This is a genomic window from Kitasatospora sp. NPDC041917, from assembly GCF_055589745.1.
Window position 1 is genome coordinate 1 of the sequence record NZ_JBVJBI010000066.1, and the last position, 23,817, is coordinate 23,817.

The window sequence follows — 23,817 nt, forward strand, 5'->3', positions numbered from 1 at the left end:
CGGCTGCCTCGTCCTCGTCCGCAACCAGCGCGGCGACGTCCTGCTCGTCGACCCCGACTACATGGACGGCCTGATCCTCCCCGGCGGCTCCGCCAAGCCCAACGAGCCCCCGCACCTGGCCGCCGCCCGCCACCTCCACGCCGAGACCGGCCTCCACCTGCGCCTGAGCGACATCCTCGCCGTCGACTTCACGCCCGCCGACCGCCATCTGGAGCGCCTCACCCTGGTGTTCGACGGCGGCACCGTCCCCGACGGCACCCTCGTCACCGTCCCCGCACAGCGCCAGAGCGGCCTGTTCGGCGCCCGCTTCGTCCCTGCCCGCAGCCTCCCGGACTTCATGGCCCCCTCCCAGGCCGCCCGGGCCGCCGAGGCCCTCGCCGGCCGCTCCCTGCCCGCCCTCCTGCTCGGCCAACGCGCCGCCTGACCGGTCACGCCCCGGCCCGGCGCGGACTCCCCGCGCCGGGCCGGGGTTTTTCCGTCAGTTGTTCGGGGCGCGCCCGCGCGACACCTCGTCCGCCGGGTGGCACGGTGCCGGGCCCGCCGACCACCGTGCTGGCAGGATGGCGGCATGGAACGAGTAGTGGGCATCGGCGGGTACTTCCTGCGGGCCGCCGACCCTGCGGCGCTGGGCGCCTGGTACCGCGACTGCCTGGGGCTGGACGCCGACGAACACGGCCTGTGGCGCCAGGAGCCCGGGCCGACGGTCTTCGCGGCCTTCGAGTCCGGGACCGACTACTTCGGCTCCCGCACCCAGCGGACCATGCTCAACTTCCGCGTCCGCGACCTGGACGCGATGCTCGCCCAACTGCGCGCCCGGGGGGCGGACGTGGCCGAGGAGACCCAGGACATGGCGGGCGTCGGCCGGTTCGGCTGGGTCACCGACCCCGAGGGCAACCGGATCGAGCTCTGGCAGCCCGCCTGACCGGGCCGGGCCGAGACGATCATCTCCCTTCCCCGGTACGGGGGATGAGGGTTATCCGAGGGTGCTTTCTCGGGGACAACCCGGATGCCGACCCCCGGTGCCGGGCCCGAGACTCGACCCATGCGCATCACACGGGCCGGCTGGGCCGTCATGACGGTGCTCTCCACCCTCATCGTCGTCGTCTCCGCCAAGTACCTCAGCTTCGATCCGGCGGTCTTCATCGAGCAGCAGCGCGCCACCTACCTGAGTCACGAAGTGCCGCTCTACATCCACATCTTCGGCGCGCTCGCCGCTCTGCTGGTGGGGCCGTGGCAGTTCTCCCGCCGCCTGCGCGAACGCCGCCCGCGCCTGCACCGCCGGATCGGCGTCACCTACCTGATCGGCTGCCTGGTCGGCGGAGCGGGCGCGCTGCTGATGGCGCCCGTCGCGTACGGGGGCGCGGTCTCCGGGACCGGCTTCGCCTGCCTGGCCGTGGCCTGGCTGGTGACCGGGGGCGCCGGGCTGCGGGCGATCCTCGACGGGCGGGTGGTCGACCACCGCCGCTGGATGGTCCGCAGTTTCGCGCTCACCTTCGCCGCCGTCACCCTGCGGCTCATGCTGGCCGTCGCCATGGCCGCGCACCTGGACTTCCGCACCTCCTACACCGCCATCGCCTGGCTGTGCTGGGTGCCCAACCTGCTGCTGGCCTGCTGGTTCACCCGCCGCCGCCCCGTCGCCGGGGCGCCGGCGTGACCGGTGCCCGGACCCGGGTGCGGACGTGGGTGGTGGGGCTGCGTCCCGGGGTGCGGACGATGCGCAGGGCGCTGCCCGAGTAGCTGACGTTCGGTTTGTCACCGGCGGCTGGAGCCGGTCGAGGTGACGGCTGCTCATGTTTCCCCCGGTGACGTGTCGTTGATCGAATCGGGGAGTGCGGCCCCCGTTAGCCCGGCCGGGCAGCGGGGTTCCTCCGCCCGGGTAGCGGATGCCTTCCCCGGCGGCGGACCCGGGTGGTTCGGGTACGGATCGGGGCCGGCGCGGGGAACGGCCCGCCGTCGACACAGCCCGACCCCACACCCCAGGAGGCCGCCGTGGCCCGTACGAAGCCCCTCGTCCTGACCGCCCTCACCGCCTTCAGCGTCCTGGCCGCGAGTGCCGCCGTCGCCTTCGCCGACGGCAAGCCCGCCGGCAAGCCCAGCGTCGTGGTGCCCCACGACGAGGCCGCCGCCGACCCCGCGCTGCTGTCCGCGCACAACCAGGTCTTCGGCGACTTCGTCGACGTGGCCCCGGGCGGCAACGGGTTCGCCACCGTGACCTGTCCCTCCGGCCAGGTGCCCACCGGTGGCGGCGGCCAGACCAGCGCCTTCCGGATCTTCTTCACCGACTCCTACCCGAGCGGCAGCTCCTGGGTCGTGCGCGGCACCAACACCGGTACCGCGACGGAGTCGATCCTGGCGACCGCCGTCTGCACCACCCCCTGACCCTCGGGGTGAACGGCCCGGGTCCGGCGTTCGGGCCCGGGCCGCCGCATGTCCCGCGCACCGGGGCCGCTGCGTTGCCGGGGCGGCTGTGTCGGCGGGGTCACTGTGCCGGCGGGGTGGTTCCGCCGGTGGGCGGCCTCGCCGGAGGGTCACTTCGGCGCCGGCAGCAGCCCGAGGTCGGAGACCGGACCGAGGTGGCCGAGCTTGTCCGGGTTGGACACGGCGTGGACGGCCCGCACCGCGCCGTCGGCGTCGATGTCCAGCACGATGACGCTGGCCACGCGCTGCTCGGCGTCGTACACCACCGCGCCCGGGCGGCCGTTGACCCGGGCCGGGGCGAGGCGCGCGCCCAGACGGCGGACGCGGCGCAGGCCGCCGACCAGCAGCCGGGCGAGGCGACGCGGATCGGTGAGCGAGCGCGCCAGCGCGCGGGCCTTGCCGCCGCCGTCGCCCTGGAGCACCACGTCGGGGGCGAGCATGCCGAGCAGCGCGTCCAGGTCCCCGCCCTCGGCGGCCTCGAAGAAGCGGCGGGCCAGCTCCTCGCCCTGCGCGCGGTGGGCCGGGGCCGGCAGGACGGGGCCGTCCTCGGCCGCGGCCAGGCGCTTGCGGGCACGGGAGAGGATCTGACGGCAGTTCGCCTCGCTCCTGCCGACCATCTCCGCCACCTCCGGGTAGCCGTACCCGAACGCCTCGCGCAGCGTGAACACCGCGCGCTCGACGGGGGAGAGGGCCTCCAGCAGCACCAGGAACGCCATCGACAGGGTGTCCGCCAGCTCGGCGTGCTCGGCCGGGCCGGGGCGCCCGGCGGTGGTCACGACCGGCTCGGGCAGCCACTCGCCGACATAGCTCTCGCGGCGCACCCGGGCGGACTTCAGGTGGTTGATGCCCAGGCGGGTGACGGTCGTGGTCAGGTACGCCTTCGGGTCGGCGATCACGGTGCCGGCCCGCTCGGCGCGGGTGAAGCCGAGGAAGGTGTCCTGGACGAGGTCCTCGGCGTCGCCGACCGAACCCGTCATCCCGTAGGCGATGGAGAACAGCAGCGGCCGGTACCCGGCCGCGCCCGCCACATCCGTCGAACTCACCCTGGACTCCCCCTGTCCCGATCGTGGCCAGCAGGCTATCCGAGGCCTGCCGCGGCCCGCGGGCGGGTGGTGTGGCGCAGGTCACGGCGCGCGGGCGGCGCGGGGATGTCACGAAACGGCGGGCTGTCCTGTCTTCAAGGGCAGCAACGGGACCACCGACCGAGGAGCACACCATGGAACCCCGCCTGAACGCCTTCGCCAGCCCCGTCATGGGCAAGGTCTTCAAGCACCTGATCGCCGCCAACAAGCCCGTCGCCGAGTCGAGCCTGCCGTACGCCGTCCAGGAGCTGGTGCGGCTGCGCGCCAGCCAGATCAACGGCTGCGGCGCCTGCATCGACATGCACTTCAAGGAGGCCGTGCACGCCGGGGAGGACCCGGTGCGCCTCAACCTGGTCGCCGCCTGGCGCGAGGCCACCGTGTTCACCGACGCCGAGCGCGCCGCGCTGGAACTCGCCGAGGAGGGCACCCGGCTCGCGGACGCGGCCGGCGGGGTGAGCGACGAGGTGTGGGCGAACGCGGCCAAGCACTACGACGAGGAGCAGCTCGCGGCGCTGGTCTGCGTGATCGCGCTCATCAACGCCTTCAACCGGGCCAATGTGATGCTCCGCCAGCCCGGCGGCGGCTACGAGGTCGGCATGTACCAGCACTGACCCGGGTCGATCCACGAGGAGAGGGGAACGCCGTGAACGTCGCGCTGTGGATCGTCGCCGGGCTGCTGGCCGCCGTGTACCTGCTGGGCGGCGCGTTCAAGGTGGCCGTGCCGAAGGAGAGGATCGCCGCCGCCGGGGCCGCCGGCCGTTGGGTGGAGGACTTCGGCGCGGGCGGGGTGAAGGCCATCGGCGCCGTCGAGGTGCTGGCGGCGGTGGGGCTGGTCCTGCCCGCCGTGCTCGGCATCGCGCCGGTGTTCGTGCCGCTGGCGGCCGTCGGGCTGGTGCTGCTGATGGCCGGGGCGGCGACCGTGCGGATGCGCCGCCGGGAGTACCGGCTGGTGGCGGTGGACGCGGTCTACATCCTGCTGGCCGCCTTCGTCGCCTGGGGCCGCTTCGGGCCCGAGCCCTTCCTCGCCTGACCGGCCGGGCAGGTCCGGTGGGAAGACCGGGGCCGCTCGACGGTACGGCCGCCGCGAGGGCGCGGCGCCGCACCGCCGAGCGGTCCCGGCGGCCGTTCACCGGTCGCCCGGACCGGGCGGGTGCGAGTGGCCTACCATGTCCCACTGATGATCATCTCGTAGCCGCACCCGGTGTACGGGGAGCAGGCCGAAGGGGACGGGTATGGAGATCGGGCTCGCGGACACCATTCGGGCGCTTCGGCAGGAGCTCGCCACCGCGATGGCCGACGGCGAGGGCTCGCCGGTGCGGCTGCGCGTCAACTCGGTCAAGCTCGATGTCGAGGTCGCCGTCACCGCCTCGGCCGAGGTCGAGGGCGGGGTCAAGTTCTGGGTGGTCTCCGGCGGGGCCAAGGCCGCCACCCACACGGTGTCGCTGGAACTGACGGCCGAGACCGAGCAGGGCGGTGCGGTGCTGACCAACTCCGAGGCCGGGATCCTGCTGCCCGACTGACGCCGGGCGGGGCCCGGCGGACGGCGGTAGTCACCACCGGGGAGGCTTTGCGGAACGGTCCGAACGGCTGGTGGGGGACAGGGCATGCGGCGCGGCCCGAACGGCATGCTGAGCAGGGTGGTCATGGTCGCCCGACGGGACCGGACGACCGGCGGGACGCGGTTCCTCGCCTCGGGCTTCCTGCTCGCGAGCGGTCTCGCACTCTCCGTGCGCCACGCCTTCGAGGACTCCGAGCGCTACGCCTACGAGGTCCGTCCGGCGGCCGGAACGGCCGGCGGGAGCGGCAAACCCGTCGCCGTCGACCTGGTGGTGAGCCACCAGGACCCCTCCCTCGACCTGGCCCTGCTCGTGCTGGCCGAGGACCACGGCGACCTGCCGCCGATCCGGCTCGGCGTCGCGCCCACCCGGCTCGGCCGCATCGCGTTCACCGCGGTCGGCTTCCCGGACTTCGCCATCGACCGGATGCGGCCGACCACCCGGCAGATCGACGGCGACGTGCTGCTCGGCTCCTTCCTGGGCCGTGCCGACCTGGAACTGTCGCTGACCTCCCCGCCCCCCGAGACGCCCCCCGCGGCGCCCACCGACCGGCCCGGCCCGACATCACCGTGGACGGGCTTCTCCGGCGCCGGCGTGTTCACCCGCGACGACGTACTGCTGGGCGTGTGCAGCAGCCACCACACCCGCGGGGGGACCGCGAGCCTGACGGCCACCGGCTTCCAGGGGCTGTCCGAGGACCCCAGGTTCGTCCGCTACCTCCGCGCCCATGACGTCGACCCGGACCCGGTCGCGGTGACCGACCACGAGGAGTCCGCGCAACGCCTGCGGGAGATCCACACCCACGACGAGGTCGTCCGGGGACTGCACGGACGCGAGACCCGCCTCGTGGACGACCGCCTCTCCTTCGTCAGCCCCGGCCCCCTCCACGAGGCCCAGCCGCGGAACCTGCTGCGCCGTCTCTCGACACCGGACCCGCGAGGCGTCCTCCTGGTCGGACAGGCCGGCGCGGGAAAGACCCGGACCTGCTTCGAGGTCGCGCAGGCCGCCCACCTCGACGGCTGGCAGGTCCTCCACCTCCAGGCGAACAACTCCGTGACGGTGGACGACCTCTCGCGGGTCGTGCGCGAGGCCGAACGGCCCCGGGTCCTGCTCGTCCTCGACTCCCTCGACACCTGCGCCCAGCTGGACCTGCGGGCACTCGTCAACGCCCTGCTGCCCGAGGCCAAACGGTGCGGCGTCCACGTCGCGGCGCTCGCCTCGACCCGTCCGGGAGCACGCCACCGGCTCCACCAGCGCGGTGCCGGGCTCCTCTTCGACGAGGTCCTGCTGCGCCAGGACGAGGACCACCGGACCACGGTGATCACGCACATCCTTCGTGAAGTCGCCCCGCAAGCGCTCCAGCGGTGGGGGGAGGAGGAACTCGCACGGGCCTGCGGGCGCCGTCCGGTCATCGCCCTGCTCATCGCCGACGCCCTCGAACGCCGGATCCGCGCCGGCCACCTTGCCCCGGACCTCGCGCGGGTGCGCCCCGGTGAACTGGTCAGCTGGATCCGGGAGGGAATCCGGCAGGACTCGCTGACCCCCGTCGGCACCGGGGACGCGACCGGCCCGCTGGCCACCGCCCTGCCCGACCTCGCCCACCTGGCCTTCGCCACGGCGGTCAGCATCTGCCCGCAGCCCCGCCCGGCCGTGGAGGAGGCGCTCGACGCGCTGCTCGACGCCCACCCCTCCACCGCCGCGGGCGTCATGGGCGCACGGCACGTCACCGACACCCTGGTCTCGCTGGGGTGGATGGACGAGTCCGAGGGCGAACTCCACGTCGTCCACGACATCGTGACGGACGAACTGGTCCTCCACTCCCTCCTTCCGCCACCGGGCTGGAGCATCCACGGCGCATCCGCCGAAACGCTGTTCGACGCCACGTCCCGGCACTCCCGCTCGTTCGCCCTGTTCACCGGCCATCTGCAGCGGCTGGCCTCCGACCTGGACGGGCCGGGAACGGGCCACCGGGCCGGCGCACTGGAGCGCTTCTGCCGGGACTGGGCCACCCGCAACGCCGTCAGGCTGGGAAAGCTGCTGGAGCACGCGGGCCGGGACGGCGAGCAGGCGCTGCTCGCCATGACCCTCGACCCGCCCTGGAAGTCCGCGGCCCTGGAGACCTGGGACGCGCTGGTCCGCCCCTGGCTGATCCGGGCCGAACTCGACCACGCCGCACGGCCGTTCCTCTCGGCGGCCCTCGGCGATCCGCAGAACGTGCCGCAGCCGCTGATCTCGGCCTCGCTGTCCTGGCTGTCCCGGCGGGCCGGGCAGACCGACGCCGACCACGTCATCCAGGCGCTCCTGGAGCGGGACGACCTCTCCTGCGGCCAGGAGCGGCTGGCCGTGGACCACGCCCTGGAGTGGGTCCGCGGACACGCCGGCTGGCGCTCCACCCCGCTGGTCCTCAAACAGCTGCTCAAGCGGGACCACGACACACCCACCCGCGCTCGGGTGGTGCAGTGCGCCTTCGACTGGCTGAGCCCGCGCCGCCCGTCCGAGGCGAGCGCCGCCGTCCTGCAACACCTGCTGACGTACGGGAACCCGGTGGGGGAGCAGCGGGAGGAGGCCGTCCGCCGCACCCTCGCCTGGTTCGCCGATCACCGTGACGCCGCCGGCACACTGCGGGCCGCGTCGCTCCTGCGCACGCTCCTGAGCCACCCCGCGCTGACGGCGCCCGAGGAGCACGCGGCGCTCGAACGGGGCCTCGACTGGCTCGCGGAGCACCATGCCGAGGTCCCCACCGCGGGCGCGGTGCTCCGCGTCGTCCTGGAGTGCCACAGGCTCACCCCCGGCCAGGCGCGGCGGGTGACCCGCTACGTCGAGGTCTGGAGCAGGCTCCATCCCGCCAGCCCGCACCGCAGCCACGTCCTGCGCGTCCTGCTGGCCAGCGAAGGCAACGGCACCGGCACCGGCACCGGCACCGGCGAAGGCACCGGCGCGGGCACCGGACTGCTGCACCAGCTGGCCGGCGACCCCGCCGACCCGGCGGCGGCCGTCGCACTGCAACGACTGCTCGAACACCCGCTGACTCCCGAGGAGGCCCGCCCCCTCGTCTCCCGGGCGTTCCGGTGGCTGGAGCTGAACGAGACCTCCGCCGACCGCCGACGCGTCCTCCAGGCCCTGCTGTGGCGGAGGGAACTGACCGGAGAGCAGCTGACCGAGGTGGCCGACCTGGTGGTGGCGGAGCTCCGCGCCGCTCCCGCCCAGCCGGCCCTCCTCGGCTCGCTCCTCGGCCGCCGCACCGGACTGCGGCCCGACCAGGCCCGGTTCGGAATCGACCTCGCGATCGACCTGTGCGCCGTCCACACCACCTTCCACTTCCAACGGCCGTTCCTGTGCCCGCTCCTGAGGCGCCCGGACCTGACCCCCGAACAGGCCTCCCGGGCGGTGGCGCTGGGACTGGAGCGGCTCTCGGCGAACTTCAGCAACAAGACCCGGGAGATCCTCTGCGCCCTGCTGGAACGGCGGGACCTCTCCCCGGCCCAGCTGTCCCTGCTCCTGAGGCACACGACGGACTGGCTGGCCAGGCGCGGCTCGACGCCGAGGGCCCCCTTCGTCCTGCTGCACCTGCTGGAGCGCGACGACCTGCCGGCCGGGATCGAGCAGGAGGCTCTGCGCAGGGCCCGGGAGGCACTCCTGGCGTACCCGGACGCCCTGCCGGCGGAGCGCCTGCGCGCACGGCTGGCCGGACGCGGCCCGGCCGGGACCTGAGCGCAGGACAGCAGGCCCGGCGGGTCCCGGTCGGCGCTGTTCAGCCCAGCACCGCCGCCACCGCGCGCGGCGTCCAGTGCCCGGCCGCGCCCGGGCGGGTGGCGAGGTAGCCGGCCGCGCGCCAGGGGCCCCAGCCGTGGGACTCGGCCAGGCCGGCGGCCAGGGTGCGCAGGTAGGGCGGGGTGGGGGCGTTGAGATCGGCGCCGGCCACGCCCCGGGAGGCGGTGAAGGTCAGCAGCGGGTGGCCGTCCGACTCGCCGACGTGCAGCAGGGTTTCGTAGCGGCCCGGGCCCAGCTCGGCGCGCCCGGTGGTGAGCGCCGGGACGAGGTCGAGGTCGGTGCCGGGAGGTCGGCGCATCTCCTGGGCGGCGATGTCGCTGAACTGACCGACCGTCACCAGATAGGCACGGCACGGAACTTCGCCGACGGTAGCCGGATCGTAGAAGGCCGAGCCGCCGCCCCAGGTGAGCGAGTGCCCGGCGAAGTAGAGCGTGCCCGGCAGCACGGTGGCCACCGCCCGGCGCGGCGGGCGCGGATCGCGGCAGCCGGGCTGGGTCCGCGCCCCGCCGTCCGGGCGCCCGCCGCGCAGGTAGCAGGCGAGGCGGGCGGCGTGCAGGTTCGAGCCGTACGCCACGTACCAGACGAGCGCGCTCCCGTTCCGGCCGGCGGCGCTTGTCCGCGGCCCCTCGTCCTCGGCGCAATGCCCGGCCGATTCCCGGCCCGAGGGGTCCTTGCCCGGCCCGCTCACAGGAACGAGCCGCGGAGAGGTGTGCGAAAGGATCCCACACGAAGATGTGAAAACCGTGAACAGTCCGATGATCCGACCAGAACCCCCCGATCCGGTAGCGACCCCCTCGCCACCGGTAGCGTTCCGGACGCCATGGTGTTCACCACCCTTCCCCCTCCCGTCGCGCCGTTCCGGTATTCGGCGATTACTCTTCACCAGCGGAAATGAGCGAAAACCCGCGAAATGTCATTCGATTCATACCGTTGCTGTTCCCATGTGGCATCGATGATGAGAATTCCCTTTGATCGAACCTTCGCTGCATCCAGCCGACTCCCCGCAGAGTCATGGTGAGTGGGCGCCCTCCCGCAGGTGACAACCGGGTCACCCGGCGTCACACCCGTACACCCGTACACCCGTACGCGCCCCCAGGACCCCGGAGCCAAGGAAACCCATCCATGGACGCACGCCACGACACGGCCGGCCCAGGCACGCTGCACCGCCCCCACCAGGGCCCCGCGGCCGGCTGGCCGGTGGCCCAGGCCGCCCACCCCCGCAGCCTGCTCGACATCGTCGCCGCCACCGCCGACGCCCACCCCCACGCGCCCGCGCTCGACACCGGCGACACCGTCCTCGACTACCGCGCCCTGCTCCACGAGGTCGACACCCTCGCCGGGCAACTGGCCGGCCACGGCATCGGCCGCGGAGACCGCGTCGGGATCCGCATCCCCTCCGGCACCGCCGACCTCTACATCGCCGTCCTCGCCGTGCTGCGCTGCGGCGCCGCCTACGTCCCCGTCGACGCCGACGACCCCGACGAGCGCGCCGGGATGATCTGGCAGGACGCCGCCGTCTGCGCCGTCCTCGGCCCCGGCCGCGGCCTCCACCCCGGCGCCGCCGCCCACCCCGGCGGCCGCCCCGCCCGGCCCGGCCCCGCCGACGACGCCTGGATCATCTTCACCTCCGGCACCACCGGCCGCCCCAAGGGCGTCGCCGTCACCCACCGCTCCGCCGCCGCCTTCGTCGACGCCGAGGCCCGCCTCTTCCTCACCCACCGGCCGCTCGGCCCCGGCGACCGCGTCCTCGCCGGCCTCTCCGTGGCCTTCGACGCCTCCTGCGAGGAGATGTGGCTGGCCTGGCGCCACGGCGCCTGCCTCGTCCCCGCCCCCCGCGCCCTGGTCAAGGCCGGCACCGACCTCGGCCCCTGGCTCGTGACCCGGCGCATCACCGCCGTCTCCACCGTCCCCACCCTGCTCGCCCTGTGGCCGCAGGAATGCCTGGACGCCGTCCGCCTGATCATCGTCGGCGGCGAGGCCTGCCCCGCCGAACTCGTCGAACGCCTCGCCGTCGACGGCCGCGAATTCTGGAACACCTACGGCCCCACCGAGACCACCGTCGTCGCCACCGCCGCCCGCCTGCTCCCCGGCGAGCCCGTACGCATCGGCGCCCCCCTCGACGGCTGGGAGATCGCCGTCGTCGACCGGGCCGGAAACCCCGTCCCCTGGCACGCCAGCGGCGAACTGCTCATCACCGGCGTCGGCACCGCCCGCTACCTCGACCCCGCCAAGGACGCCGAGAAGTTCAGCGCCCACCCCGCCCTCGCCTCACCCCGCGTCTACCGCAGCGGCGACCTCGTGCGCAACGACCCCGAAGGCCTCGTCTTCCTCGGCCGCGCCGACGACCAGGTCAAACTCGGCGGCCGCCGCATCGAACTCGGCGAGATCGACGCCGCCCTCCAGGCCCTGCCCGGCATCCGCGCCGCCGCCGCGGCCGTCCGCAGGACCCCCGCCGGCGCCGACCTGCTCGTCGGCTACCTCGTCGCCCACCCCGGCACCACCCCCGACCTCACCACCGCCCGCCACCGGCTCCTGGAACGCCTGCCCGCCCCGCTGGTGCCCGTCCTCGCCCTCGTCGACTCCCTGCCCACCCGCACCTCCGGCAAGGTCGACCGCGGCGCCCTGCCCTGGCCGCTCGCCACCACCGGCACCGCCCCCGCCGCCCAGGCCCTCGACGGCACCGCCGGCCTGCTCGCCGGCCACTGGGAACGCCTGCTCGGCACCACCCCCGGCCCCGACGACGACTTCTTCGCCCTCGGCGGCTCCAGCCTCACCGCCGCCCACCTCGTCTCCGAACTGCGCACCCGTCACAACGGCGTCTCCGTCGCCGACCTGTACGCCCACCCCGTCCTCGCCGACCTCGCCGCCCACCTCGACACCCTCACCCCCACCACCGCACCCGAGGACACGGCCACCACCACCGCCGTCCGCGGCCGCGCCGTGCGCCGCACCCCCCGCAGCGCCGGCCTCTGGCAGACCCTCCTGCTCCTCGGCATGTTCTCCCTCGCCGGACTGCGCTGGATCCTCGTCCTGATCGCCCTCGACAACCTCACCGGCAGCGACCTCGCCTGGGCCCCCCACAGCTCCTGGTGGCCCGTCGCCGCCGGCCTGCTCCTCCTCTACAGCGCCCCCGGCCGCACCCTGCTCGCCGCCACCGGCGCCCGCCTGCTCACCGCCGGCATCCGCCCCGGCAGCCACCCCCGCGGCGGCCACGTCCACCTGCGCCTGTGGGCCGCCGAACGCTACACCGCCATGTTCGGCACCGCCGCCCTCGCCGGCACCCCCTGGGCCCCCCGCTACGCCAAGGCCCTCGGCTGCCGCGTCGGCCCCGGCGTCCAACTCCACACCCTGCCCCCCGTCACCGGCCTCGCCCGCCTCGGCGCCCACGCCTGCGTCGAACCCGAAGCCGACCTCGCCGGCTGGTGGCTCGACGGCGACACCCTCCACCTCGGCCGCATCGACATCGGCGAAGGCGCCCGCATCGGCCACCGCGCCACCCTCATGCCCGGCGCCCGCATCGGCGCCCGCGCCGAGATCGCCCCCGGCTCCTGCGTCACCGCCACCACCCCCGTCCCACCCGGCGCACACTGGACCGGCTCCCCGGCCCGCCCCGCCACCGAAGCCCCCGCCGACTGGCCCACCGCCACCGCCCCCGCCCCCCGCCGCTGGAACCTCGCCTACGGCGCCGGCTTCACCGTCCTCGGCCTCGTCCCGATCATCGCCGCCCTGCCCGCCCTGCTCATCGTCTACCCGATGATCGACACCGACGCCACCCTGTCCGGCGCCCTCGTCCAGCTCCTGCCCGCCACCGTCCCCCTCGCCGCCCTCACCATCACCTGCTACGCCACCCTCATAGCGCTCCTCGTCCGCCTCCTGTCCCGCCCGCTGCGCCCCGGCTTCCACCCCGCCACCGGCCACGTCGCCTTCTGCGCCTGGGCCGTCAGCCGCCTCGCCGACACCGCCCGGCGCACCCTCTTCCCCTTCTACGCCAGCCTCTTCACCCCCGTGTGGCTGCGCCTGCTCGGCGCCCGCGTCGGCCGCCGCGTCGAAGCCTCCACCGTGCTCGCCCTGCCCGGCCTGATGCGGGTCGACGACGGCGCCTTCCTCGCCGACGACACCCTCGTCGCCCCCTACGAACTGCGCGGCGGCTGGCTCCACCTCGGCCCCGCCCACATCGGACGCCGCTCCTTCGTCGGCAACTCCGGCATCGTCGGCCCCGACCGCCACCTGCCCGACAACTCCCTCGTCGGCGTACTGTCCGACACCCCCGCCCACGCCCCCGAAGGCTCCTCCTGGCTCGGCCGCCCCGCCTTCGCCCTGCCCCGCGTCGCCGACACCGGCACCGAAGGCCGCACCTACGACCCGCCCCGGCGCCTGATGTGGGCGCGCGCCGGCGTCGAACTGTGCCGGCTGCTGCCCATCGTCCTCGCCGCCCTGCTCGGCGACCTCGTCCTCGCCGCCCTCCAGGCACTGCGCGACGACTACGGGCTCGGCGCCGCCCTCGGCGCCGCCGGACTCGTCCTGATCGCCGCCGCCGTCACCGCCTGCGCCCTCACCACCGCCGCCAAATGGCTGCTCGTCGGACGCTTCCGCGTCGCCGAACACCCCCTGTGGTCCTCCTTCGTATGGCGCAACGAGCTCTACGACACCTTCGTCGAGGAACTCGCCATGCCCTTCGGCGGCCACACCATCACCGGCACCCCCTACCTGAACGTGTGGCTGCGCAGCCTCGGCGCCCGCATCGGACGCGGCGTGTGGTGCGAGACCCACTGGCTGCCCGAGACCGACCTGGTCACCGTCGAGGCCGGCGCCAGCGTCAACCGCGGCACCGTCCTGCAGACCCACCTCTTCCACGACCGGGTGATGCGCCTGGGCCCCGTCCACCTCGCCGCCGGCTCCACCACCGGCCCGCACTCCATCGTGCTGCTCAACTCCTCCCTCGGCGCCGGCACCACCGTCGGCCCGGCCTCCCTCGTCATGCGCGGCGAGAACGTCCCCGACGGCGGGCACTGGCTCGGCAACCCCGTCGCCGCCTGGAACGCCGACCCCACCCCGCCCGCCGGACGGCGCCGCCGCCGGGCCGCCGCCGGGGTGTGACGCGGATCACCTTCGCGGGGCGATGAGTTCGCGGTGCGGTCACGGTCCACTTCCGTGACCGCACCGCTTCTTTTGCCCCGTCGAGAGGAACCACGCTCATGACCACCCCCGCCGTGAAGGGCCCCGCCTCCTACTTCCCCGCCATCGAGAAGAAGTACGGCCGCCCGATCGAGGAGTGGAAGGACCTCGTCCGCACCTCCCCGCTCACCAAGCACATGGAACTCGTCACCTGGCTCAAGACCGAGCACGGCCTCGGCCACGGCCACGCCAACGCCCTCGTCGCCCACACCCTCGCCGAGAAGGCCGCCTGAGCCGGGCCGACCGCTGGCGGCCGGAGGGGCGAACCGGTGGCCGACCACGTGTCCACGACGCTTGACCGGCGCCGGAGGGAATTCGGAGAGGGCGCGAGGGGCGTCCTCGCCCTATTAGGCTGCAGGTATGACGATCAAGGCTGTGGTGTTCGACGTCGGGGAGTGCCTGGTCGACGAGACTCGGGAGTACGGCAGCTGGGCCGACTGGTTGGGCGTGCCGAGGCACACGTTCGTCGCCCAGTTCGGCGCGGTGATCGCGCAGGGCCGGGACTACCGGGAGACCTTCCAGGTCTTCGCCCCGGGCTTCGACCTCCATGAGGAACGCGAGAAGCGGGCTGCTGCCGGCCAGGCGGAAACGTTCGGTGAGGATGATCTCTATCCGGATGTTCGGGGTGCCTTCGCTCAACTTCGGGCGGAGGGGCTGTGGTTGATGATCGCCGGAAATCAGACCGTGCGGGCCGGGGCGATCCTTCGCCGACTGTTCACGGGCGACGTCGACTTGATCGGCACTTCCGACGACTGGGGCGCGAGCAAGCCGGACCTCGCCTTTTTCGAGCGCGTCGCCGAGGTGGTACCCGCCGAGCCGCACGAGATCCTCTACGTTGGTGACCGGCTCGACAACGACGTGTTGCCCGCCCGGACGGCAGGGATGCGGACGGCGTTGATCCGGCGCGGCCCGTGGGGCTGGATCCAGCAGCACGATCCGGCTACGGAGCAGGCGACCTTCCGGATCGACTCGCTGGCGGAACTTCCGGAACTGATCGGAAAGTTCAACGCTGGAGCGAACTGAGCATCGCTGACCAGGAGTAGAGGCGGTCGTCCACGCCTCGGACGGCCGCCGTGTCCTGCCATGGGGTGAGTGCCCGTCGGGCCTCGCGCACGCGTTCCATGCCGGTGGCGTACCAGGTGATGGCCAGTTGGTCGAGGGCCTGCTCCAGCAGGGCGCACGCGTGCTCTGGCCGCCGGGCTGCGGCCTCGACCGACGCGAGGTCGGCGAGCACGACGACGCGCTGCTTACCGTCGGTCTCCGGGAGTTCGGCGAGCGTCTGCTCCAGTGTGGTCCGGGCCTGCGGAAGCAGGCCGGCCTGCAACTCGGTGTTGCCACGGAACGCGCGCAGCCGGGTAGCCGAGAACCAGGTGAACCAATCGGGTGGCAGAACGTCGCTGCCGGAGGCAAGCACGTCCTCGGCGTGCCGCAGCAGAGCGAGAGCGCCGCGATGGTCGCCGCATCGAGTGAGGCACTCGGCCTCGACTGCGTCGAGCCAGGACAATACATCGGCGGATACCGAGGCCCGACGAGCGTAGGTGCGGGCAGCATGCATACGTTCCCGTGCGCCGTTGAGGTGGCCGGCCCAGCCGGGCACGAACGCGCTGTGAGCAAGAATCGCGGCACCGAGCAGGTTGTCGTCTGCCTCGCCAGCAGCCTGGAGCGCGCGAACAAAGGTCGCGTCAGCAGCGTCGGGCTGCCGCAGGTCGAAGAACTCGATTCGGCCGAGCAGTAGCAGCGACTCGGCGAGGGCGGCGGCCAGCACCTTGCGGGCCACTCCGTTTGTCTCCCCGAGTAGCACGGTGCCGAGGTCGGCATGTGCGGCCACCGCTGGGTGCAGCGCGGCTGGCGTTGTGGACAGGTAGAGCCGGCGGTGAGCTTCGGTGACTATGGCGTAGTCGGAGCCGACCGTCCCTGGCTGGCTCCCTTGCGGCCCATATGGCCGAGGTAGTGCGCCGCGGAGGGCTGTTGACGTTGTGCGGGGCGTGGCCGCAGGTGTGGCAACGGTCGCAGTCGTGGGCTGGGAACGGTTCCAGGGGGCGCGGAAGCCCAGGTCTTCGATCGACTGCCGTAGGACGTGCGTTAGGAGGCGCTGGTAGTCCTCCCCAGGCCAAGGGGGCGTGTCGGATTCCCAACGGCGGATCTGACGCACGCTGACGGAGATGCCGCGAAGGCCAAGCTGTTGGGCCGCTCGCGTGAGGGCGTCGGCCAGGGCCTGCTGGCTGGCGTAGCCGGCGGCTTGCCTGGCTGCTTTAAGAGCGGTGTTGGGCACGGTCTCCTCCGCACATGCTGATGACGAATCAACTCTATGGAATCACAGGACATTCTGGGGACTCATCGGGCGTGTGGCAGACCTGTAAGTCCTCTATATGTCCCTCAAGAGTCCTCCATAAGGCCTTCAGGACGTCCTTTGGGTGGACGACGATTAGTCCGTCACCAACCGGTGCAGCCAGGCTAATGACAGTAGGTTCGCGTGCTTGAGGCAGAGCGGTCAGGCCCGGTCGGGCCTCGCTCGACTGGGCGGTCGTCGCATACCCCGCATACCCCGCATGCCTCGGAGGCGATTTGTGATATCAGCCGCGAGTCGGACCCCGTTGTCGGACGGTGTCGCGATCGAACTCAACGTCCGCAAGGGCGTTCGGTAAGTATCCACCGAATACCGGCTCGCCGCGGTGATCTCTCGCGGCGTCCATTCATGCCACTGGATGGCGCTACGTCAGACATACGCAGCCGATGCCGCGCTTCTTTCGTGCACCCTTCCGTCTTCTGAGGCCCCCATGCTCATTTCCCGTCGCCCCCGCATGTTCGTTGCGCGTCTCGACTCGCGGGCCGAATCCGCGCCCCTGGCCCGCTACTTGCTTCGCGCCTACCTCTCCGGGCTGCCCGCCGGTGAGCGCTACGCCGAAACCGCTGAACTGCTCCTGTGTGAGCTGTTTGCTAACGCCGTCCGGCACTCCGACGCCCCCTCGGACCGGCACATCGAGATCCGCTTCGCGCTCGTCAACTCCCGCCTGCGTCTCGAAGTTCACGACGCGGGGACCGGGCGCCCGTCCCTGCGTACGGCCTCCCCCGAAGACGAGCACGGACGGGGCCTCCTGCTCGTCAACGAACTCGCCGAGCGCTGGGGTTGCTGCCCGCGCCCGGGTGGTATCGGCAAGTTCGTCTGGGCCCTCGTCGCGCCCGCCCCCGCCCCCGCCCCCACCCCCGCCCCCGTCCTCGTCATCGCCTGAAAGCCACTTCCCCCCATGCACCTCGCCACCCTCGCCCGGCACACCCTCTCCCGTGGCGCCACCCCCGCCGCCACCTACGCCCTCCTCGCCCGCCTCGGCCACAAGCCGCTGCCGTGCGCCGAGGCCGTGTGCCTCGCGCTCGACATCCCGCCCGCCGAGACCGCTCGGCGTCTGGGGGAGTGTCACGACGCCCTGCTCGCCGATCCCCGTCCGGACTCCGAGGCCGACACCGGTGAAGTCCTCGAAGCCCTCGGCGTGTTCGACGTCCCCAAGCGGCTCACTCCCACCGAACACGCCCTCGTCGCTCACCTCACCATCGCCGTCGACGCCATGGGCGGCATCCGCCCCGGCCACCAGCACGGCCTCCAGCGCTGGTTCACCACCGGCAACCTCGCCGCCGCCTACCTCTCCCTCGCCTCCACCGCACCCCTGCCGCGCACCGGAGACCCGGCCACCTACTGGACCGCCCTCGTCATGGCCGGCGAACTCCTCACCACCACCGGCCCCGACCCCCGCGTCCGCTACGCCCTCACCCACTGCCGTACCCAAGCCGCTCGCACCTGAGTGCCGAGGCCGAGGCGCAGGAAGTCGGCTCGGCCGACTTCCTGCGCCTCGGCCTCGCCGGGGTGATGATCGCGACCGTCTGAAGGTCCTCGTCATCGGAGCCACCGAACCCTGCAACGCCTCGGCGCCGCCCCCGCCGACGGCACCCCCGCCGCCGAGGCCGCCCGGGCCTACCGCGCCGCCGTCGAGGGCACCACCCGGGGGAGTGGGGACGGAAGGCTATCGGCGCCGGGCCACGAACACGAACTCCCGCCCCGGCCGGTCGGGCGCGTCGCGGACCTCCTCCACCGTGAACCCGCAGGCGGTCAGGTCTCGTTCGACCTCCGCCCGCTCCCGGAAGCGCAGCGTCGAATCCGAGGTCAGCACCTGCCCGTCCGCGGCGAACACGTACGTCCACCGGAACGACACCAGCGGCCAGCGCACCCCGGTCAGGTCGACCCAGCTCTCGACCGCGCCGACCCCCGGGACCTCCGTCACCCGGTGGGAGCGCCCGCGCGTCCACTCCTCCCAGGCGCGGGCGGCCGGGTCGCGGGTCTCGAAGACCAGCCGCCCGCCCGGCCGCAGCGCCCCGAAGGCACCCCGCAGCGTCCCCCGCCACTCGGTCGGGTCGGTGATCGCCTGAGCGACGTTCGCCGTCATCGTCGCCAGGTCGACCCGCAGCGGCGGCAGGCCCGTCGCGTCCCCGTGGATCCAACGCACCTTCGCGGCACCCGGTTTGGCGCGCGCGACCTCGACGGACGCGAGCGCGGGATCGACGCCGACGACCTCGGCCCCGCGCCCGGCCAGCAGCAGCGCGAACACCCCCGTGCCGCAGCCGATGTCCAGCACCCGGCGCGCCCCGAACTCCTCCGCCATCCGCAGATAGGCGTCGAGATCGCCGCGGTCGGGGTCCAGCGGGTCGTAGACCGCGGCGAGCCGCGGGTGCGCGAAGCATGCGTCAGCCATGAGCCGACCGTAGGCGGGCCCCCGCCCGGCACCAAACAGGTCTACACCACTTCGTCCACGGCTGGCCGAAACCGGCCCCGGCCCCCGCCGCCCCCGCAGCCCGCGAACCCCGGTGCCCACCAGTCCCGGGAGCGCCCGCGACCACGCGCACGGGGGCCGTCGGGATCCGGCCGAAGCGCCCGGCACCGCTTGTCCGTCGGCGAACCGAGCAGGAAGAGTGGAAGACCGCCGGCCGGCGATCGTGTCCAACTCCCCGCAAAAGAGAGGACATCGTCATGACCGACGACGTGTACGAGCCCCCGGAGCTGATCGAACTCGGCGACTTCGCCGACCTCACCCGCGGCTTCGACATCGGCAACCAGTCCGACGTCCACGGCTACTACCTCGCCCCCTGAGGACCGGGCCGTGAACGGTCACCGGCGGACCCGGTTCGTGGTCCTGCCGGACACCGACGCCGGAGCCGCGGTGGCCGCGGCGCGGGGCACGGCCGAGCGCCGTGCCCTGCACCACCCCAGCGGACGCCCCTGGATCCTCGGCCACTGGCCGGACGACGAACCGGTCACCGCCCAGGCCGGACCGGTCGCGCTGGCCGTGTTCGGCACCTGCGACACCGACGCCCACCACCTGCGCCGCAGCGCCGCCCGCATCCGCGACCCGTACGACGCCCTCGCCCTCGCCGCCGACCTGGCCGGCAGCTTCCACCTGATCGCCACCGTGCACGGCACCGTCGCCGCCCGCGGCACACTGTCCGGACTGCACCGCCTGCACCTGGCCGAGATCGACGGCGTCCCCGTCCTCGCCGACCGGGCCGACACCCTCGCCGCCGCGGCCGGCCTCACCCCGTCCCCCGAACGCCTCGCCCTGCACCTCGCCCACCCGCTGCCCCACCCCGCCGACACCCTCCCGCTGTGGCCCGGCATCACCCCCGTACCGCCGCACCACGCCGCCCTGCTCACCCCCGGCCGCCCCGCCCGCACCCACGCCCACTGGCACCCGCCCGCCCCCGAACGACCCCGCCCCGAAGCCGCCACCGCCCTGCGACAGGCCCTGCACCGGGCCGTCGCCGCCCGCACCCGCGGCGGCGGAATCGTCGCCGCCGACCTCTCCGGCGGACTCGACTCCACCCCCCTGTGCTTCCTCGCCGCCACCGGCCCCGCCGACCTGCTCACCGTCACCCTCGGCTCCCTCGACCCGCACCACGAGGACGCCGCCTGGGCCGACCGGGCCGCCCGCCACCTGCCCGGCAGCCGACTCGTCCTGCCCGCCGAGGACCTCCCCACCATGTTCGCGGACATCGACACCCCCGGCCCCCAGGGCGACGAACCGTACGCCTGGACCCGCACCAGGGCCCGCGACGAAGCCGTCACCCGACTGCTCGCCGCCCACGGCGCCCGACTGCGGCTCAGCGGCGAAGGCGGCGACGAGACCCTCCAAGCCCTCCCCGCCTACCTGCGCACCCTCCTCCCGCGACACCCGGCCACCGCCACCCGCCACCTGCGCGGCCACCGCGCCCGCCTGCGCTGGAAACTGCCCGACGCCCTCGGCGCCCTCACCGACCCCCGGCCCTACCCCGCCTGGCTCGCCCACGCCACCGACCGCCTCACCCACCCCCACCCGCCACCCACCACCCAACTCCTCGGCTGGGGAACCGAACCCCGCCTGCCGCCCTGGGCCACCCCCCACGCCGCCGACCTGGTCCGCGAACAACTCGAAGCCCTCCACGGCACACCACCCCTGGCACCGCACCACACCCACCACCAGACCCTGCACCTCGTCCGCCGCAGCGCCGCCGCCCTACGCCAACTCAACGACACCACCGCACGCTCGGGCGTACCCCACAGCGCCCCCTACCTGGACGACCAGGTCCTCGACGCCTGCCTCGCCGCCGAACCCGCCACCCGCGGCACACCCTTCGCCTACAAGCCACTGCTCACCGAGGCCCTCGCCCCTGACGTCCCCGCCGACCTCCTGCGACGCACCGGCAAAGGCGACTTCACCCCCGACGCCCACCAGGGCCTCGCCCGCCACCGCGCCCGACTCGCCGCCCTCATCGAGGACAGCGCCCTGGCCCGCGCCGGACTGATCGACCCCGACGCACTGCGCCGTGCCTGCCTCGGGCTCTACCCGCCCGGCACCCCCTACGCGGCCCTCGACGCCACCCTCGCCTGCGAACACTGGCTGCGCGCCCACCCCGCCACCCCCGACCGCCCACCGAAGGAGCCCGCATGGCCGCCGAGCTGCGCCCCGACGTGACGCTCACCCCGACCGACGACGGCGCCGTCCTGCTCGACGAGCGCTCCGGCCGCTACTACCAGCTCAACCGCACCGGGCTGTTCACCCTGCGATCCCTGCTGGACGGCCGGAGCACCGACGAGATCGCCACCGACCTCGCCGGCCGCCACCCGGTCACCGCCGAACGGGCGCGCTCCGACGTCGAGCGGCTGCACCGGAACCTGCGCACCGCCGGACTGGTCACCGGATGAGCCTGCACGCCCACGCCACCCGCGCCGGCCGCCCGCCCCGGCACCTGCGGCCCGCCGCCCTCGCCGCGATCGGCGCGGCCCGGCTGATCGAGAAACTCCCCCCGGCCCGGATCCGCCGGGTGATGCTCGCGCTGCGCCGCGGCGCCCGGCCCGCCCGCCGGGCCGAGGCCCTCGCCGCCCGGCAGGCCGTGGTCGCGCTCAGCATGCGCTGCGCCGGCCAGGGCTGTCTTCAACGTTCCATCGCCGCAGCCCTGTTGTGCCGAACCCGGGGCAGCTGGCCGACCTGGCGCACGGGCGTGCGCACCGCCCCCTTCCGCGCCCACGCCTGGATCGAGGCCGAGGGCGAACCCGTCGACGAACCCGCCGAACTCGCCCACTTCCACCCGCTGATCACCATCGCCCCGCCCCCGCCCCGGACGCCGGGCCGCTGACGCCGACCAGGAGGCACGGGAAGTCGGACGGGCCGACTTCCCGCGCACGCCCGGCAGGGGCCGCTACCGGTGGGGGGCCGGGATGCCGGCGGAGCGCAGCCTGGCCTCGGTGAGGGCGGTCAGCCGGGCCGAGACCGGGGCCTCGTCGTCGCGGTGGCGGTCGATCAGCCGGTACTGGACGGAGGCCCTGGCCCAGGCGCGCAGGCTGTCGGGGTCCCCCAGGAGCGCGGGGTTGGCGAGGCAGCGGTCGGCCATGGCGGCGGCGAGCTCCTCGATCCTCGGATCGTCCGGCGCCCAGGCCTCGGCCTCCTGGCCGCGTCTGGCCAGATCGACGAACTCCGGGTCGTCCAGGCGGTGTTCGAGCTGGGTCAGGAAGCCGTCGAAGCCCTCCGGCACCAGTGCCCGCGCCAGCACCAGGGCCTCACGCTGCGCCGCCACGTAGTCGGGGCCGAAGCCGAGCCCGGGCATCCGCTCCAGGGCCGCGCAGGCGCGGTCGGGCAGCAGGGCCCGGTCGCCGTCGGCGAGCCGGTGCAGGGTGTCGCGGCGCGCGGTCAGTTCCGCGATCCGCTCGTCCAGCCGCCGCTCCACGTCGGCGAGGGCGGCGGTGAACCGCTCGCCGTCGGCGTCGAGCAGCGGCCCGATCTCCGCCAGCGGCACCCCGGCGGCGGCCAGCGTCCGGACCTGCACCAGCCGCAGCAACTCGCCCGACCCGTACCGCCGGTAGCCGGAGGCGTCGCGCTGCGGCTCGTCGACCAGCCCCTGCCGGTGGTAGTGCCGCACCGTCTTCACCGTGACGCCGACGTACGCCGCCGCCTGCCCGATCGTGACTCCGTCGAATCCGTTCGTCATCCGTTCAGCCTGCCGTACGAGCGGATGCCGTACGACCGGATGCCGTGGGGCCGGTCCCGGTGCCGAACACCTCGTCGACGAGCCGCCGCTGGGCGCTCTGGAACGCCGCCGCGATGGACACGTCGGCGTCGTCCACGTAGTTCAGCCCGGCGGTGAGGGTCGTGCCGCCGTCCGGCGAGCCGTACATCAGCGCCGCCGAGCCGATGGTGGCGCCGTTGTGGTGGAAGACGGTGCCGCCCTCCCTCTCCTGGGCGAACAGCCCCAGTCCGTAGCCGATCGTCGCCTCCGGCGTGCGCATCTCGGCCAGCAGGCCGGGCGGCAGCAGCCTGCCGCCGAGCAGCGCGGAGACGTAGGTGTGCAGGTCCCGGGTGGTGGAGATCATGTCGCCGCCGGCCGCGACCCAGGACGGGTCGTGGCGGGTGACGTCGAGCGTCCGCTCCCGCCCGGCGTCCTCGTAGCGGTAGTAGCTGCGGGCGTGCGGCGCGGGGACCTCCGGCGAGGCGCCCGGCGCCACCGTGCCGGTCAGCCCCAGCGGCTCCAGGACCAGCCGCCGCAGCTCCTCGGCGAAGGGGCGGCCGCTGACCCGCTCGACCACCAGCCGGGCCAGCACGTAGTTGGTGTTGGAGTAGCTCCAGCCCGCCCCCGGCGCGAACCGCGCCGGCCGGGACAGCGACAGCCGCACCAGCTCCTCGGGCGGGTACGTGCGGAAGCGGGCGTCCACCCACTCCTTGCCCCGCCACGGGACGCCCGGCACGAACGTCCCGTCCTCCGCCGGCTCGCCGGTGTGGTTGAAGACCCCGCTGGTGTGCTGCAACAGCATCCGCACCGTGATCCGCCGGTCCAGCCCGAACCCGGGCAGGTGGTCGCCGGCCGGGTCGTCCAGGGCCAGCCGGCCCTCGGCGACCAGCAGGAGCACCGAGGTCGCGACGAAGCTCTTGGTGACGCTGCCGACGCGGAAGTGCCCGTCGGCCGGCGGCCTGCCGTCGCGGCCCAGCTCGCGGGCCCCGGCGCTGCCGACCCACTCGCCGCGCGCGTCGTTCACCCGCACCTGCACCCCGAGGAAGCCGGACTCGGCGATCTCCTCGATCGCCCGCCGCAGCTCCGGGCGGTCCGGACCGTGGCCGAGGTGGTGGCCGAGGTGGTGGGTGGAGTGGTGGGTGGTGGACATGCTGCCCCCTCGTATCCGTGGGGCCCGCGTGGTCATCGGGCCCGATGGGGGGAGCCTGCACCCTGACCCGAGGTCAACCTCAACCGTGATCCGGCTCACAGCCGCGGCGTGCCCGCACGGACGGGGACGGGGACGGGGACGGGGA

The 23,817-nt window shown here is 74.0% G+C and carries 23 protein-coding genes; 17 read left to right on the forward strand and 6 right to left on the reverse strand.

Going from position 1 to position 23,817, the window contains the following annotated elements; all coding sequences use genetic code 11:
- The 4 genes from ACZ6EM_RS38525 to ACZ6EM_RS38540 form a co-directional block, all read left to right on the forward strand.
- The coding region (locus tag ACZ6EM_RS38525; RefSeq protein ID WP_465774499.1) for an NUDIX domain-containing protein at positions 1–424 on the forward strand (424 nt) is incomplete at its 5' end.
- A 144-nt stretch (positions 425–568) separates the two neighbouring features.
- The gene (locus ACZ6EM_RS38530; RefSeq protein ID WP_359906643.1) at positions 569–922 is read left to right on the forward strand and encodes a VOC family protein; all 354 of its coding nucleotides are present in this window, start codon (positions 569–571) and stop codon (positions 920–922) included.
- 120 nt (positions 923–1,042) lie between these two features.
- Positions 1,043–1,654 carry a DUF2306 domain-containing protein gene (locus ACZ6EM_RS38535; RefSeq protein ID WP_401053142.1) on the forward strand — a complete coding sequence of 204 codons (612 nt, stop codon included), beginning with the start codon at positions 1,043–1,045 and terminating at the stop codon, positions 1,652–1,654.
- Between the two features lie 335 nt (positions 1,655–1,989).
- Complete coding sequence (locus tag ACZ6EM_RS38540; RefSeq protein WP_401053144.1) at positions 1,990–2,379, forward strand: hypothetical protein; 390 nt, start codon at positions 1,990–1,992, stop codon at positions 2,377–2,379.
- Between the two features lie 149 nt (positions 2,380–2,528).
- Here the strand turns inward: ACZ6EM_RS38540 and ACZ6EM_RS38545 are convergent, their stop codons facing one another.
- A complete protein-coding gene (locus tag ACZ6EM_RS38545; RefSeq protein WP_465774500.1) occupies positions 2,529–3,461 on the reverse strand; it encodes an RNA polymerase sigma-70 factor in 933 nt (310 codons plus the stop codon).
- Between the two features lie 173 nt (positions 3,462–3,634).
- Between ACZ6EM_RS38545 and ACZ6EM_RS38550 the strand changes: the two genes are divergently transcribed.
- The 4 genes from ACZ6EM_RS38550 (at position 3,635) to ACZ6EM_RS38565 (ending at position 8,767) form a co-directional block, all read left to right on the forward strand.
- Positions 3,635–4,111, forward strand: a complete 477-nt coding sequence (locus ACZ6EM_RS38550; RefSeq protein WP_401053148.1) for a carboxymuconolactone decarboxylase family protein — start codon at positions 3,635–3,637, stop codon at positions 4,109–4,111.
- Positions 4,112–4,143: 32 nt separating this feature from the next.
- Positions 4,144–4,530: a DoxX family protein gene (locus ACZ6EM_RS38555; RefSeq protein ID WP_465774501.1), complete on the forward strand. Its 387-nt coding sequence runs from the start codon at positions 4,144–4,146 to the stop codon at positions 4,528–4,530.
- A 202-nt stretch (positions 4,531–4,732) separates the two neighbouring features.
- Complete coding sequence (locus ACZ6EM_RS38560) at positions 4,733–5,020, forward strand: trypco2 family protein (RefSeq protein WP_465774502.1); 288 nt, start codon at positions 4,733–4,735, stop codon at positions 5,018–5,020.
- Between the two features lie 84 nt (positions 5,021–5,104).
- Positions 5,105–8,767, forward strand: coding sequence for a serine protease (locus tag ACZ6EM_RS38565; RefSeq protein WP_465774503.1), 3,663 nt, complete (start codon positions 5,105–5,107; stop codon positions 8,765–8,767).
- A gap of 40 nt (positions 8,768–8,807) precedes the next feature.
- On the opposite strand, the gene ACZ6EM_RS38570 is transcribed toward ACZ6EM_RS38565, so the two are convergent.
- Complete coding sequence (locus ACZ6EM_RS38570) at positions 8,808–9,401, reverse strand: histone deacetylase (protein ID WP_452179829.1); 594 nt, start codon at positions 9,399–9,401, stop codon at positions 8,808–8,810.
- A 548-nt stretch (positions 9,402–9,949) separates the two neighbouring features.
- Here ACZ6EM_RS38570 and ACZ6EM_RS38575 point away from each other — a divergent pair.
- The 3 genes from ACZ6EM_RS38575 (at position 9,950) to ACZ6EM_RS38585 (ending at position 15,025) form a co-directional block, all read left to right on the forward strand.
- Positions 9,950–13,924, forward strand: coding sequence for a Pls/PosA family non-ribosomal peptide synthetase (locus ACZ6EM_RS38575; protein ID WP_465774504.1), 3,975 nt, complete (start codon positions 9,950–9,952; stop codon positions 13,922–13,924).
- Between the two features lie 98 nt (positions 13,925–14,022).
- Entirely contained in the window at positions 14,023–14,235 is a 213-nt protein-coding gene (locus ACZ6EM_RS38580; RefSeq protein WP_465774505.1) for a DUF4287 domain-containing protein, read from the forward strand.
- Between the two features lie 127 nt (positions 14,236–14,362).
- Positions 14,363–15,025, forward strand: a complete 663-nt coding sequence (locus ACZ6EM_RS38585; RefSeq protein ID WP_452179827.1) for an HAD family hydrolase — start codon at positions 14,363–14,365, stop codon at positions 15,023–15,025.
- On the opposite strand, the gene ACZ6EM_RS38590 is transcribed toward ACZ6EM_RS38585, so the two are convergent.
- On the reverse strand, positions 15,006–15,779 hold the full coding sequence (locus ACZ6EM_RS38590) for a tetratricopeptide repeat protein (RefSeq protein ID WP_452179826.1): 774 nt from the start codon (positions 15,777–15,779) through the stop codon (positions 15,006–15,008). The two genes, ACZ6EM_RS38585 and ACZ6EM_RS38590, sit on opposite strands and share 20 nt — an antisense overlap.
- Before the next feature lie 1,024 nt (positions 15,780–16,803).
- On the opposite strand from ACZ6EM_RS38590, the gene ACZ6EM_RS38595 reads away from it, so the two are divergent.
- Together ACZ6EM_RS38595 and ACZ6EM_RS38600 are read left to right on the forward strand one after the other, a co-directional pair.
- Entirely contained in the window at positions 16,804–17,232 is a 429-nt protein-coding gene (locus tag ACZ6EM_RS38595) for an ATP-binding protein (RefSeq protein ID WP_465774506.1), read from the forward strand.
- Between the two features lie 15 nt (positions 17,233–17,247).
- Positions 17,248–17,796: a hypothetical protein gene (locus ACZ6EM_RS38600; protein ID WP_465774507.1), complete on the forward strand. Its 549-nt coding sequence runs from the start codon at positions 17,248–17,250 to the stop codon at positions 17,794–17,796.
- Positions 17,797–18,015: 219 nt separating this feature from the next.
- Here the strand turns inward: ACZ6EM_RS38600 and ACZ6EM_RS38605 are convergent, their stop codons facing one another.
- The gene (locus tag ACZ6EM_RS38605) at positions 18,016–18,741 is read right to left on the reverse strand and encodes a class I SAM-dependent methyltransferase (protein ID WP_465774508.1); all 726 of its coding nucleotides are present in this window, start codon (positions 18,739–18,741) and stop codon (positions 18,016–18,018) included.
- 275 nt (positions 18,742–19,016) lie between these two features.
- Between ACZ6EM_RS38605 and ACZ6EM_RS38610 the strand changes: the two genes are divergently transcribed.
- The 4 genes from ACZ6EM_RS38610 to ACZ6EM_RS38625 are packed head-to-tail and all read left to right on the forward strand — an operon-like array spanning position 19,017 to position 21,655.
- Complete coding sequence (locus ACZ6EM_RS38610) at positions 19,017–19,136, forward strand: lasso RiPP family leader peptide-containing protein (RefSeq protein ID WP_396302912.1); 120 nt, start codon at positions 19,017–19,019, stop codon at positions 19,134–19,136.
- Between the two features lie 10 nt (positions 19,137–19,146).
- Positions 19,147–20,994, forward strand: a complete 1,848-nt coding sequence (locus ACZ6EM_RS38615; RefSeq protein ID WP_465774509.1) for an asparagine synthase-related protein — start codon at positions 19,147–19,149, stop codon at positions 20,992–20,994.
- Positions 20,967–21,224 (forward strand): lasso peptide biosynthesis PqqD family chaperone, encoded by a 258-nt coding sequence (locus ACZ6EM_RS38620; protein WP_401056245.1) that lies wholly within the window; start codon positions 20,967–20,969, stop codon positions 21,222–21,224. Before ACZ6EM_RS38615 ends, ACZ6EM_RS38620 begins: the two co-directional genes overlap by 28 nt.
- Entirely contained in the window at positions 21,221–21,655 is a 435-nt protein-coding gene (locus tag ACZ6EM_RS38625) for a lasso peptide biosynthesis B2 protein (RefSeq protein WP_465774510.1), read from the forward strand. Before ACZ6EM_RS38620 ends, ACZ6EM_RS38625 begins: the two co-directional genes overlap by 4 nt.
- 63 nt (positions 21,656–21,718) lie before the next feature.
- On the opposite strand, the gene ACZ6EM_RS38630 is transcribed toward ACZ6EM_RS38625, so the two are convergent.
- Both ACZ6EM_RS38630 and ACZ6EM_RS38635 read right to left on the reverse strand, forming a co-directional pair.
- Complete coding sequence (locus ACZ6EM_RS38630) at positions 21,719–22,504, reverse strand: MerR family transcriptional regulator (protein WP_465774511.1); 786 nt, start codon at positions 22,502–22,504, stop codon at positions 21,719–21,721.
- A gap of 4 nt (positions 22,505–22,508) precedes the next feature.
- The gene (locus ACZ6EM_RS38635; protein ID WP_465774512.1) at positions 22,509–23,672 is read right to left on the reverse strand and encodes a serine hydrolase domain-containing protein; all 1,164 of its coding nucleotides are present in this window, start codon (positions 23,670–23,672) and stop codon (positions 22,509–22,511) included.
- Positions 23,673–23,817 lie beyond the last annotated feature (145 nt).

What these genes read in the sequence shown, in the direction of transcription:
- ACZ6EM_RS38595 (WP_465774506.1), top strand. Translation starts at nt 16,804, where the DNA reads ATGTTCGTTGCGCGTCTCGACTCGCGGGCCGAATCCGCGCCCCTGGCC.
- ACZ6EM_RS38550 (WP_401053148.1), top strand. Translation starts at nt 3,635, where the DNA reads ATGGAACCCCGCCTGAACGCCTTCGCCAGCCCCGTCATGGGCAAGGTC.
- ACZ6EM_RS38580 (WP_465774505.1), top strand. Translation starts at nt 14,023, where the DNA reads ATGACCACCCCCGCCGTGAAGGGCCCCGCCTCCTACTTCCCCGCCATC.
- ACZ6EM_RS38630 (WP_465774511.1), bottom strand. Translation starts at nt 22,504, where the DNA reads ATGACGAACGGATTCGACGGAGTCACGATCGGGCAGGCGGCGGCGTAC.
- ACZ6EM_RS38575 (WP_465774504.1), top strand. Translation starts at nt 9,950, where the DNA reads ATGGACGCACGCCACGACACGGCCGGCCCAGGCACGCTGCACCGCCCC.
- ACZ6EM_RS38535 (WP_401053142.1), top strand. Translation starts at nt 1,043, where the DNA reads ATGCGCATCACACGGGCCGGCTGGGCCGTCATGACGGTGCTCTCCACC.
- ACZ6EM_RS38635 (WP_465774512.1), bottom strand. Translation starts at nt 23,672, where the DNA reads ATGTCCACCACCCACCACTCCACCCACCACCTCGGCCACCACCTCGGC.
- ACZ6EM_RS38530 (WP_359906643.1), top strand. Translation starts at nt 569, where the DNA reads ATGGAACGAGTAGTGGGCATCGGCGGGTACTTCCTGCGGGCCGCCGAC.
- ACZ6EM_RS38620 (WP_401056245.1), top strand. Translation starts at nt 20,967, where the DNA reads ATGGCCGCCGAGCTGCGCCCCGACGTGACGCTCACCCCGACCGACGAC.
- ACZ6EM_RS38625 (WP_465774510.1), top strand. Translation starts at nt 21,221, where the DNA reads ATGAGCCTGCACGCCCACGCCACCCGCGCCGGCCGCCCGCCCCGGCAC.
- ACZ6EM_RS38565 (WP_465774503.1), top strand. Translation starts at nt 5,105, where the DNA reads ATGCGGCGCGGCCCGAACGGCATGCTGAGCAGGGTGGTCATGGTCGCC.
- ACZ6EM_RS38600 (WP_465774507.1), top strand. Translation starts at nt 17,248, where the DNA reads ATGCACCTCGCCACCCTCGCCCGGCACACCCTCTCCCGTGGCGCCACC.
- ACZ6EM_RS38560 (WP_465774502.1), top strand. Translation starts at nt 4,733, where the DNA reads ATGGAGATCGGGCTCGCGGACACCATTCGGGCGCTTCGGCAGGAGCTC.
- ACZ6EM_RS38585 (WP_452179827.1), top strand. Translation starts at nt 14,363, where the DNA reads ATGACGATCAAGGCTGTGGTGTTCGACGTCGGGGAGTGCCTGGTCGAC.
- ACZ6EM_RS38610 (WP_396302912.1), top strand. Translation starts at nt 19,017, where the DNA reads ATGACCGACGACGTGTACGAGCCCCCGGAGCTGATCGAACTCGGCGAC.
- ACZ6EM_RS38605 (WP_465774508.1), bottom strand. Translation starts at nt 18,741, where the DNA reads ATGGCTGACGCATGCTTCGCGCACCCGCGGCTCGCCGCGGTCTACGAC.